This is a genomic window from Novispirillum itersonii, assembly GCF_014205675.1.
Classification (GTDB): domain Bacteria; phylum Pseudomonadota; class Alphaproteobacteria; order Rhodospirillales; family Rhodospirillaceae; genus Novispirillum; species Novispirillum itersonii_A.
This window is the reverse complement of sequence record NZ_JACIIX010000004.1, coordinates 255,164-267,099: the sequence shown is the minus strand read 5'-3', so window position 1 is coordinate 267,099 and position 11,936 is coordinate 255,164. Positions and strand designations below refer to the sequence as shown.

General features: G+C 62.4%; 10 protein-coding genes. All 10 read left to right on the top strand.

What is annotated here, in order from left to right; all coding sequences use genetic code 11:
- Positions 1–204, top strand: a 204-nt coding sequence (locus FHS48_RS07910; protein ID WP_184263007.1) for a transposase, incomplete at its 5' end; no start/stop codon positions are given.
- Positions 205–631: 427 nt separating this feature from the next.
- Entirely contained in the window at positions 632–4,147 is a 3,516-nt protein-coding gene (gene dnaE / locus FHS48_RS07905; RefSeq protein ID WP_184263006.1) for a DNA polymerase III subunit alpha, read from the top strand.
- A gap of 153 nt (positions 4,148–4,300) precedes the next feature.
- Positions 4,301–5,071 (top strand): 30S ribosomal protein S2, encoded by a 771-nt coding sequence (gene rpsB, locus FHS48_RS07900; RefSeq protein WP_184263005.1) that lies wholly within the window; start codon positions 4,301–4,303, stop codon positions 5,069–5,071.
- Positions 5,072–5,332: 261 nt separating this feature from the next.
- Entirely contained in the window at positions 5,333–6,262 is a 930-nt protein-coding gene (tsf, locus tag FHS48_RS07895; protein ID WP_184263004.1) for a translation elongation factor Ts, read from the top strand.
- A gap of 281 nt (positions 6,263–6,543) precedes the next feature.
- A complete protein-coding gene (gene pyrH, locus FHS48_RS07890; protein WP_184263003.1) occupies positions 6,544–7,266 on the top strand; it encodes a UMP kinase in 723 nt (240 codons plus the stop codon).
- A 56-nt stretch (positions 7,267–7,322) separates the two neighbouring features.
- Positions 7,323–7,844, top strand: coding sequence for a ribosome recycling factor (gene frr, locus FHS48_RS07885; RefSeq protein WP_221443423.1), 522 nt, complete (start codon positions 7,323–7,325; stop codon positions 7,842–7,844).
- Between the two features lie 155 nt (positions 7,845–7,999).
- Positions 8,000–8,737, top strand: coding sequence for an isoprenyl transferase (locus tag FHS48_RS07880; RefSeq protein WP_184263001.1), 738 nt, complete (start codon positions 8,000–8,002; stop codon positions 8,735–8,737).
- A gap of 11 nt (positions 8,738–8,748) precedes the next feature.
- Positions 8,749–9,516, top strand: coding sequence for a phosphatidate cytidylyltransferase (locus tag FHS48_RS07875; RefSeq protein ID WP_184263000.1), 768 nt, complete (start codon positions 8,749–8,751; stop codon positions 9,514–9,516).
- Entirely contained in the window at positions 9,513–10,685 is a 1,173-nt protein-coding gene (locus tag FHS48_RS07870; protein WP_184262999.1) for a 1-deoxy-D-xylulose-5-phosphate reductoisomerase, read from the top strand. Before FHS48_RS07875 ends, FHS48_RS07870 begins: the two co-directional genes overlap by 4 nt.
- 99 nt (positions 10,686–10,784) lie before the next feature.
- Entirely contained in the window at positions 10,785–11,897 is a 1,113-nt protein-coding gene (gene rseP / locus FHS48_RS07865; protein WP_184262998.1) for an RIP metalloprotease RseP, read from the top strand.
- The last annotated feature ends 39 nt before the right edge of the window (positions 11,898–11,936 follow it).

Here is an 11,936-nt window from a genome sequence, read left to right as displayed (position 1 = left end):
GGCGCATGGTTTCTGTTCCTGCCGCCCTATAGCCCCGACCTCAATCCCATCGAAATGGCCTTCGCCAAACTCAAGGCTCATCTCCGCCGCATCGGTGCTCGAACCATCAGCGCCCTATGGCAAGCCGTCGGCAGCATCTGCGATCTCTACTCTCCCGACGAATGCTGGAATTATCTCAAGCATGCAGGATATGTATCAGATTAAAGGCTCGATGCTCTAAAGCCAGAACGCTCCGCCCGGGTCAGCCGGACGGAGCGTTTTTGTATCGGTGCCTTGATGGATGCTTTTTGTCTGTCTGGCCCTGTTTCTTCAGAAAGAAGGCCGGAAAAAGAGATGGGGAAGCGACCCCCTAAGTACGCTTCCCCATCGGGCCTGTCACCGGACTCCCCAGAACGATGACGGCGACCGTAAAACTCGGTCGGTCCAGCCCGTGTGAGCCAAGACCTTATGTGTCTTAAGGTATTACATTGCCCCGCTGCTGGCAAGCCTGTTTTTGCAGTGCAAACGGCCTATGCAATACCTGCATAGGTATTTGTAGCAGAAAAACCTGCGCCCTATAAGCGTTTTTGTTGTTATCCGGCGCAAGGGGCACCCCGTTGCCTTCCCTCGCCGGTCATGGCATCGTCCGGCCATGACTGATACGACCGCCGCCGCCCCGACCGCCGCATCCCCCAGCACCTTCGTGCATCTGCGCCTGCATTCCGCCTATTCGATGTCGGAAGGGGCGATCCCGCTGAAAAAGCTGGGAAAGATGTGCAAAGACATGGGGATGCCCGCCGTTGCCCTGACCGATACCCGCAACCTGTTCGGGGCGCTGGAGTTTTCGGTAACGGTGGCAGGGGATGGCATTCAGCCGATCATCGGCTGTCAGATTGCCGTGACCCGGGAGGAAACCGGCGAAAGCCGCAGCGTCGGCAACCGCGATCTGCGCGGACCGGAGCCGGATGATCTGGTGCTGCTGTGTCAGGATGACGCCGGTTACGCCAACCTGATGAAACTGGTGTCCAAGGCCTTTATCAGCAGTGACGGGATCTCGACGCCACAGGTGTCGATGGAGGATCTGGAACGCTGGTCGGAAGGGCTGATCTGCCTGACCGGCGGGTTGAGCGGGCCGGTCGGGCGCTGCCTGCTGGACAATGACAAGGCCGGGGCCCGGCTGGCACTGGAGCATCTGGCGGCGGTGTTTCCCGGGCGGCTGTATGTGGAATTGCAGCGCCACGACCTGCCGGAGGAAGACCGGGTGGAGCCTGATCTGATTGATCTGGCCTATGCGCTGGATCTGCCGCTGGTTGCCACCAACGACTGCTATTTCCCTGACGCCGGGATGTTCGATGCCCACGACGTGCTGATCTGCATGTCGCAGAAAGTGACGATGTCGGTGACGGAGCGCCGCCGCCTGACCCCGCATCACTGCCTGAAAACCCCGGCGCAGATGATCGAGCTGTTCAGCGACATCCCGGAAGCCATTGAAAATACGCTGGTCATCGCCCAGCGCTGCGCGGTGATGGTGGAAAAGCGCAAGCCGATTCTGCCGCGGTCCTCCCGTGCCGCCGATTCTTCGGAAGAAGAGGTGCTGCGCCAGATGGCAGAGGAAGGGCTGGAAAAGCGCCTTGCCATCCATGTTTACACCCCGGAGATGACCGGGGAGCAGAAAGCCGAGGTTGCCAAACCCTACCGCGAGCGGCTGGAGTTCGAGCTGAACGTCATCATCCAGATGGGGTTCCCCGGCTACTTCATCATCGTGGCGGACTTCATCCAGTGGGCGAAGGATCACGGAATTCCGGTCGGTCCGGGCCGTGGTTCAGGGGCGGGCTCGGTGGTGGCGTGGGTGCTGACCATCACCGACCTTGATCCGTTGCGATTCCAGCTGCTGTTCGAACGCTTCCTGAACCCGGAACGCGTGTCGATGCCTGACTTTGATATCGACTTCTGTCAGGACCGGCGCGGCGAGGTGATTGATTACGTACAGGGGGCCTACGGGCGGGACCGGGTGGCGCAGATCATCACCTTCGGGAAGCTTCAGGCCCGGGCGGTGCTGCGCAGCGTCGGCCGTGTGCTGGAAATGCCACTCGGCTACGTCGACAAGATCTGTAAGCTGGTGCCGAACAACCCGGCCAACCCGGTGACGCTGAAGGAAGCAATCGAGCAGGAGCCGCAGCTTCAGACCCTGCGCGACAGTGATCCGCAGGTGGCGCAGCTTCTGTCCATCGGGCAGCGTCTGGAGGGCCTGTATTCCCACGCCTCCACCCACGCCGCCGGGGTGGTGATCGGTGACCGCCCGCTGGATGAGCTGGTGCCGCTGTACCGCGATCCGCATTCCGATATGCCGGTGACCCAGTTCAATATGAAGTGGGTGGAAAGCGCCGGTCTGGTCAAGTTCGACTTCCTCGGCCTGAAGACCCTGACCGTGCTGCAAAAGGCGGTGGAGCTGCTGAAGGACCGCAACATCGAGATTGATCTGTCGGCCCTGCCACTGGATGACAGACTGACCTACGAGATGCTCAGCCGGGGCGAAACTGCCGGGGTGTTCCAGTTGGAATCGCAGGGCATGCGCGATGTGCTGACCAAGCTGAAGCCCGACTGTCTGGAGGACATCATCGCGGTGGTGGCCCTGTATCGCCCCGGCCCGATGGATAACATTCCGTCCTATATCGCGCGCAAGCAGGGGCAGGAGCCCCTGGATTACATGCACCCGAACCTGGAGCCGATCCTGAAGGAAACTTACGGGATCATGATCTATCAGGAGCAGGTGATGCAGGCGGCGCAGGTGCTGGCCGGGTATTCCCTCGGCGGCGCCGACCTGCTGCGCCGGGCGATGGGTAAAAAGATCAAGGAGGAGATGGACCAGCAGCGGGCCATGTTCTGCGAAGGCTGTTCGGCCCGGGGGATTCCGGCGGAACAGGCTTCCATGATCTTCGATACCATCGCCAAGTTCGCCGGGTACGGGTTCAACAAATCCCACGCCGCCGCCTATGCCTATGTGGCGTATCAGACCGCCTATCTGAAGGCCAATTATCCGGTCGAGTTTATGGCCGCGATCATGACCTACGATATGCAGAACACTGATAAGCTGGCGGCCTTCAAGGGCGAATTGCAGCGCCTGAAAATTCCGCTGCTGCCGCCGGACGTCAACCGCTCGGTGGTGCAGTTCTCGGTAGAGTTCGGCGGAGAGACCCCGCAGGGGGCGGTGCGGTATGCGCTGGCGGCGGTGAAAAACGTCGGCGAGGCAGCGATGCAGGCACTGGTGGATACCCGCAGCGCCGGGGGACCGTTCAAATCGATTCAGGATTTCGCCAAGCGGCTGGATCCCAAGGCGATCAACAAGCGTCTGCTGGAAAACCTTGTCCGGGCCGGGGCGTTTGATGGACTGGAAAAGAACCGCGCCCGCCTGTTCGCCGGAATTGAACTGGTCCTGCGGCATGCGCAGGCCTCGGCGGAAGCGCGGTCTTCGGCACAGGTCAGTCTGTTCGGCGGGGCCGATGAAACCCCGCGCTTCACCCTGCCGGACGGGGTGACGTGGGCCCGCACCGAAACCCTGAACGAAGAGCGGGCGGCGATCGGTTTCTTCCTGTCAGCCCATCCGCTGGATGCCTATGCCACCACGCTGGCCCGGCTGGATGCGGTGAAATCCAGCGATCTGCTGACCTATCTGAAGAACGGCGGGCAGTCGCCGGTGAAAATGGCGGCGATTGTCGGCGGCCGTAAAGAAAAGATCGGCAAAAACGGCTCCCGCTACGCCTTTGTCACCATGTCAGACGCCGGTGGGTCCTATGAGGCGATGTTCTTTTCCGAGGTGCTGTCGACCAGCCGCGATCTTCTGGACTCCGGTCAGCCGCTGCTGGTCAGCATCGATGCCCGGCTGGACGGCGAGCAGGTGCGGCTGAACGGTCAGCATGTGGAACTGCTGGACAATGCGGTGTCCCGCGCCACCAAGAAGGTGATGGTGTTCTTTGATGCGCCGGAAGCGCTGGAACCGCTGCGTCAGGTGATTTCCCGCGACGGGCGCGGCCATGGCCGGATCGTGCTGGTGGCCTGCACGGCGACGCAGGAGGTGGAGCTGCCGCTGAAGGACGGGTTTGCCCTCAGCGGGGCCACCATCGGCGCACTGAAAGATGTCGGCGGCGTCCGGGAGATCCGCGAGATCTGATCTCTCTTGCCAAAGGCGTTTCATCGCGCTATTAACCCCGCCTCAACCACGCACACGGGTGCGCGGGTCGGTTCTTTTGTGCCGATCCATCCGGTGTCAGGGATGGCCCTGATAACACCGCCCCGTGGAGGCTCAACCGGAAAAGAGGACATCATGGCCCTTCCGACTTTTACCCTGCGTCAGCTTGTTGAAGCTGGCTGCCACTTCGGCCACAGCACCCGCCGCTGGAACCCGCGTATGGCTCCGTTCCTGTACGGCGTGCGTGACGGCGTGCACGTTATCGACCTTCAGCAGACCGTTCCGGCGCTGCAACGCGCCATGGAGAAGGTCCGTGAAGTGACCTCCGCCGGTGGCCGCGTCCTGTTCGTCGCCACCAAGCGTCAGGCTCAGGAAGTCGTTGCCGAAGCCGCTCAGAAGTGCGGTCAGTACTATGTCAACCACCGCTGGCTCGGCGGCATGCTGACCAACTGGAAGACCATTTCCAACTCCATCCGCCGCCTGCGCGAACTGGAAGAAATGTTCAACAGCGGTGCGCTTCAGGGCTTCACCAAGAAGGAACAGCTGAACCTCTCCCGTGAGAAGGAAAAGCTGGACCGCGCTCTCGGCGGCATCAAGGACATGGGCGGCCTGCCGGACGTTCTGTTCATCATCGACACCGTGAAGGAAGACCTCGCCGTTGCCGAAGCCAAGAAGCTGGGCATTCCGGTGGTCGCCGTTCTCGACTCCAACTCCTCGCCGGACGGCATCGATTTCCCGGTTCCGGGCAACGACGACGCCATCCGCGCCATTAAGCTGTACTGCGACCTGATCGCCGCCTCCGTTCTGGATGGCATTCAGGCCGAGATGTCCGCCGCCGGTGTTGACGTCGGTGCTGCCGTTGATGCTCCGGTTGAGCCGGTTCTGGACGCTGGCGCCGCCAACTAAGGCGGTCCGGTCCCCGGGAATGGCGGCGGCTCCGGTCGCCGCCATTGCTTTAAGGGGATCCTGCATGCTGGTCTTCCCGGTGCAATTTCGCCGGATGCCGACCGGTATGCCGCTGCGGATCCCTGCGGGATTTTGAATTTTTGTGACACTGGATCTCAGCGCTTCCTTGCCCGGAAAAGGGTGATAGGGTGCTGACCGATCTGTCCCTATCTGGTGATCCCGACGGATCACCGTAACGACCAAACACAAGAGGGTATTCTCATGGCCGAGATCACCGCTGCCCTGGTGAAGGACCTGCGCGAAAAGTCTGGCGCCGGTATGATGGACTGCAAGAAGGCGCTGGCCGAAACCGGTGGCGATCTGGAAGCTGCCGTTGACTGGCTGCGTAAGAAGGGTCTGGCTGCTGCTGCCAAGAAGGCCGGCCGCGTCGCCGCCGAAGGTCTGGTCGCCGTTGCCTCCGCCGGTTCCAAGGCCGCTGTCGTCGAGCTGAACGCCGAAACCGACTTCGTTGCCCGCAACGATCAGTTCCAGGCGCTGGCTGAAGGCATTGCCAAGGTTGCCCTGACCGTCGAAGGTGACGTCGAAGTCCTGAAGGCCACTGCCTTCCCGGGTTCCGACCGCACCGTCGAAGGCGAAGTGACCAACGCCATCGCCACCATCGGCGAAAACATGAACCTGCGCCGTTCGATCTCCCTGTCGGTGACCTCCGGCGTCGTCGCGTCCTACGTCCACACCGCTGTGAAGCCGGGCCTGGGCAAGATCGGCGTGCTGGTCGCCCTGGAATCCGAAGGCGATGCCGCGAAGCTGGAAGAAGTCGGCAAGCAGATCGCCATGCACGTGGCTGCTGCCAACCCGCAGTTCCTGGATGTCGCCAGCGTTGACACCGCTTCGCTGGACCGCGAGCGTAACGTTCTCGCCGATCAGGCCCGCGCTTCCGGCAAGCCGGAAGAGATCATCGCCAAGATGCTCGAAGGCCGTATCCGCAAGTACTACGAAGAAGTCTGCCTGCTGGAGCAGCTGTTCGTGATCGACGGCGAAACCAAGATCTCCAAGGTCGTCGAAGGTCTGGCCAAGTCTGTCGGCAAGCCGGTCGCGCTGAAGGGCTTCGTGCGCTTCGCCCTCGGCGAAGGCATCGAAAAGCAGGAAACCGATTTCGCTGCCGAAGTCGCTGCTGCCGCCGGGAAGGCGTAATGGGTTAACGGTCCGGCCAAAAGCCGGACCGGACCGCCGGGGTGTGTCGCCGCACCCCGGTTTTGGAACAAAAGGGGCGACACGGGACCGGATTTGTGTAAACTTCCGGGCCGGTGTCGCCCCTTCCGTACCCGTGGGGCGGTTTCTGCCGTTATTGCCCGGCGGGTTGATGGCACAGGGCTGAACAGTCCCGCTGTCATGTCAGGTACAGGGCCGGTGCCATCTGTTGCCTCCACAGAGGCGTTCCGGGTTGCCGGCTGATAGATGAAGAAGGAAGATCCATGTCCGCACCGCTGGGTTATCGCCGCGTTCTCCTGAAGCTGTCCGGTGAAGGGTTGATGGGCTCCCGCGAGTTCGGGATGGACCGCGCCGTCATCGAAGCCACCGCCCGCGATGTGAAGGCTGTGGTGGATACCGGCGTTCAGGTGTGTCTGGTGATCGGCGGCGGCAATATCTTCCGGGGAATTTCCGGTGCTTCGCAGGGCATGGACCGCACCAGCGCCGACTATATGGGCATGCTGGCGACGGTGATGAATGCGCTGGCGGTGCAGAATGCGCTGGAACAGATCGGCGTTGATACCCGGGTCCAGTCGGCCATTCCGATGTCAGCCGTCTGCGAGCCTTACATCCGCCGTAAGGCGGTCCGTCATATGGAAAAAGGCCGTGTGGTGATTTTCGCCGCCGGGACCGGAAACCCGTTTTTCACCACCGATACCGCTGCTGCCCTGCGCGCGATCGAGGTGAACTGTGATGCCCTGCTGAAGGCGACGCAGGTTGACGGCGTGTACACCGCTGATCCGAAAAAGGACAAGGATGCCCGCCGGTACGAAACCCTCAGCTACACCGAGGTTCTGGCGAAGGATCTGCGGGTGATGGACGCGTCGGCGATCGCGCTGTCGCGGGAAAACCGCCTGCCGATTCTGGTGTTCAACATGCATGGCGATGGTGCCTTTGCCGGCGTGATGCGCGGCGAGGGCCGCTATACCATTATCGAGGAGAAATAATCGTGTCGGGTTCTGCTGCTGATTACGCGTCGGTAAAGAAAGACGTCAAACACCGGATGGACCAGACGATTGAGGTCCTGAAGAAGGAATTCGCGGGTCTGCGGACCGGCCGCGCCCACATCAGCCTTCTGGATCCGGTCATGGTTGAGGCCTACGGTCAGGCGATGCCGTTGCAGCAGGTCGGGACTGTCGGGTCGCCGGAACCGCGCATGCTGACCGTCAGCGTGTGGGACAAGGGCATGGTCAAGGCCACTGAAAAGGCCATCCGGGATGCCGGTCTGGGCCTGAACCCGATGGCGGACGGCCAGACCATCCGCGTGCCGATTCCGCCGCTGACCGAAGAGCGTCGTCAGGATCTGACCAAGGTCGCCTCCAAGTATGCCGAAGCCGCCCGCGTTGCCGTGCGCAACGTGCGCCGTGATGGCAACGACGCCCTGAAGAAGATGGAAAAGGACGGCAAGATCTCGCAGGACGAACTGCACCAGTATTCTGCCGAGATCCAGAAGCTGACCGACGATACCATCAAGCATCTCGATGATACGCTTGAGCACAAGCAGAAAGAAATCATGCACGTCTGACCGGTCTGTCCGGGCTGGATGGCCCGGTCTCCGGAGGATACGTCTGGCGGGCGGTGGCGCAGTTCACCGCCTGTCGCGTCTGACGGACCCCGGCGCAGGCCGCTGTACGGTGGCTTATGGTCGGGGCCCGGCCTTTTAAGCGTGGTGTAGGGTTTATGACCTCTAAAGCTTCTCTTTCGGTATCGCCGCCAGCCGCGCCGCTGCATGTTGCCATTATCATGGACGGCAACGGACGCTGGGCGAAAGCGCGTGGCCTGCCGAGGGTTGCCGGTCATAAGAAAGGGGCGGATGCCGTCCGGGCGGTGGTCGAGACCGCCCCGGACCTTGGGGTGACCCATCTGACCCTCTTTGCCTTTTCGTCTGAGAACTGGCGCCGTTCTGACGATGAAGTGTCAGCCCTGATGGGGTTGCTGCGTCTGTACATCCGCTCTGAACTCGGGCGGCTGGCGGAAAACGGTGTCCGCCTCAGTTTTATCGGTGACCGCTCCCGGCTTGACCGTGATCTGGTGACGCTGATGGAAGATGCGGAACAGAAGACCCGGACCAATCCGGGCCTGTCCCTGATCATTGCCATCAATTACGGCGGCCGTGCTGATCTTGTGCAGGCGGCGCAGGCGCTGGCCCGGCAGGTTGCCGCCGGACAGCGGACGGCGGACAGCCTGACCGAAGCGGATCTGTCCGGCTCCCTCTATACGGCCGGAGTGCCGGATCCCGACGTGGTGATCCGCACCAGCGGTGAGCAGCGGATCAGCAATTTCCTGCTGTGGCAGTGCGCTTACAGCGAATTTGTCTTCACCGACGTGCTGTGGCCCGATTTCAGCCCGCGCGAGCTGGAGCGTTGCCTGTCACAGTTCCAAAGCCGCGAGCGCCGTTTCGGCGCGGTTCCGGCGTAAAGGGGCGGGCGATGCTGCGGACCCGTATTCTCTCTGCCTTGGTGATGGGGCCGGTGGCCCTGCTGGCTGTCTGGGTCAATTCCCTGCTGTTTTCCCTGCTGGCGGCTGCGGCTGCGGCGGTGATGGTGTGGGAATGGGACCGGATGACCCGGGGTCGCTTCAGTCTTGCCGGACAGATTGCGGCTGTCGCTTCTGCCGTGGCCGCTGTTCTGGCCCCGGAAATGCCGTTTGCCGCTCTTGGTCTGGTGTGGGTATCGACGCTGACCACGGCGGCCCTCAGCCGGTCCGGCTGGCTGGCGATGGGCAGCCTCTATGTCGGTCTGCCGGTGATCGCCCTGTGCTGGGTCCGCGAAGCGGGCGGCGTGGAAACACTGGTCTGGCTGCTGCTGGTGGTCTGGGCCACCGACAGTGGTGCCTATTTCTTTGGCCGCAGCATCGGCGGCCCGAAGCTGGCCCCTCGGGTCAGCCCGAATAAGACCTGGGCGGGCCTTCTCGGTGGCATGTCCTGTGCGGCTGTGGTCGGTGCGACTGCTCCGCTGTGGGTCGGCGGGGGCAACCCCTTTGCGCTGACCGCCTTTGCCGCCGTGCTGGCGGTGACGGCCCAGATCGGGGACCTGTTTGAGTCGTCGATCAAAAGGCGTTTTAACGTCAAGGATTCCAGCCGGATCATTCCCGGTCATGGCGGGGTTCTCGACCGGGTAGATGGCCTGATTGCCGCTGCACCGCTGGTGGCGCTGGCTGTGGTTGCAATGGGCGGTGGTCTGGAGATCTGGCAATGAGCGGGGCGACAGATCCACGCAGCGTAACCGTTCTTGGCTGCACCGGCTCGGTCGGGCGCAGTACGGTTGATCTGCTGCTGCGGGATCCCGGGGCGTACCGGGTGGAGGCTCTGGTCGGTAACCGCAATATTGCGCTTTTGGTGGAGCAGGCAAAAGCCCTGTCGCCGCGTTTTGTGGTGACGGCGGATGCCAGCCAGTATCAGGTGCTGGCTGATGCCCTTGCCGGAACCGGCATTGAGGTCGGGGCCGGGCGTCCGGCAGTGATCGAAGCGGCGCAGCGCCCGGCGGACTGGGTGATGTCGGCGATTGTCGGCGCTGCCGGTCTGGAGCCGACGCTGGCGGCTGCGCGCCGGGGGGCTGTTATCGGTCTTGCCAACAAGGAAACCCTTGTCTGCGCCGGAGACCTGATGATGCGGGACGTGGCCCGCCATGGCGCGACCCTGCTGCCGGTGGATTCCGAACATTCCGCCATCTTTCAGGTCTTTGATTTCGCGCAGGCGGACCGGGTGGAAAAAATCATCCTCACCGCTTCCGGCGGCCCGTTCCGCACCTGGGGGCAGGAGGCGATGCGCACTGTTACCCCGGCGCAGGCGGTGGCCCATCCCAACTGGTCGATGGGGGCCAAGATCTCGGTTGATTCCGCCACCATGATGAACAAGGGTCTGGAGCTGATCGAGGCCCATCACCTGTTCGCCATGCCGGAGCCGAAAATCGACATTCTGGTGCATCCGCAATCGGTGATCCATTCTTTGGTCGCCTATATTGACGGGTCAGTATTGGCTCAGCTTGGTGCCCCGGATATGCGCACGCCGATTGCCTATGCCCTTGGCTGGCCACAGCGTATTTCCACCCCGTGCAAGCGGCTGGATCTGGCCGAAGTGGCGCAGTTGACCTTTGAACAGCCGGACCCGGAGCGCTTTCCGGCGCTGCGTCTGGTGCGCGAAGCCCTGCGCAGTGGCGGGGCGGCTCCGACGGTGCTGAACGCGGCCAATGAAGTGGCGGTGGCGCGGTTCCTGGGGGGTGACATCGGGTTCCTCGACATTATCTCGGTGGTCGAGCAGGTTCTGTCGCAGCTGGAAACATCCGTTCCGGGCTCTCTGGAAGATGTTCTGGAGGCGGATGCGCAGGCCCGCCGGATGGCGGCTGCCGCCTGTGATGCCGCTGCCTGAACCGGGCAGGACCGCTTACGTTGATGACCTGTGTCCGGAATATCCGGGCGGACGGATGTTCTGCCTGAGGACCGGCCTTAAGACGGAATACCGAGCCCCATGGATTTGCTCTCTGGCCTGTGGACCTATGTGCTTCCCTTCCTCGTCATTCTGACGGTGGTGGTCTTTGTGCATGAATTGGGACACTTCCTTGTCGCCCGCTGGAACGGCGTGAAGGTCGAGGTGTTTTCTGTCGGTTTCGGCCGGGAGATCGTCGGCTTCACCGACCGGCACGGCACCCGCTGGCGGATCAGCCTGATTCCGTTGGGCGGCTATGTGAAGTTTTTTGGCGATGCCAACGAGGCCAGTGCCCCGGGCGATGTATCGCATCTGACGGACGCGGAGCAGAAGGTTGCCTTCCCCTGTAAGCGGGTCGGGCAGCGTGCCGCCATTGTATTTGCCGGTCCGGCCGCCAATTTTGTGTTTGCTATTCTGGTGTTTGCGGCGGTGTTCGCCACCTCCGGCCGCCCGTTCACCGCGCCGGTGATCGGTACGGTGGTGGATGGCAGCCCGGCGCAGCAGGCCGGGCTTCAGCCGGGGGACACGATTGTCGCCATTGCCGGAATCCGCATCACCCGGTTTGAGGAAATCCAGCAGCTGGTTCCTCTGTACGGCGCGGAACCGATGGCGGTGACGCTGGAGCGTAATGGCGAGGAACTGACCGTCACCACCCATCCGCAGATGCGGGAAACCAAGGATGCCCTTGGGAACGTCACCCGGATGCCGGTGCTGGGGGTTGCGGTCGGTGCAGGCAGCAGCCGCATGGAACGTCTGGAACTGCATGAGGCCTTGGGGGAGGCGGTGATGCAGACCTGGCGGGTGACCTCGGGGACCTTTGTCGCTTTCGGGCAGATGCTGACCGGCAAGCGGGGGACCGAAGATCTGGGCGGGCCGCTGCGGATTGCCGAATATTCCGGTCAGGCGGCCCAGATGGGCCTGATCAATCTGGTGATGTTCGTGGCGGTGCTGTCGGTTAATCTTGGACTGATCAATCTGTTCCCCATCCCGGTTCTGGACGGGGGCCATCTGATCCTGTATGCCTTTGAAGCCCTTCGTGGTCGCCCATTGGGTGACACGGCGCAGCAGATCGGATTGAAAATCGGTCTGATGCTGTTATTAGGGGTGATGATTTTTACGACGTGGAACGATATCCTGCGGTTCGTCCGCGGCTGAGCATATCGTGTCATCCGTCGGCAGTGATTGTACGAAGGG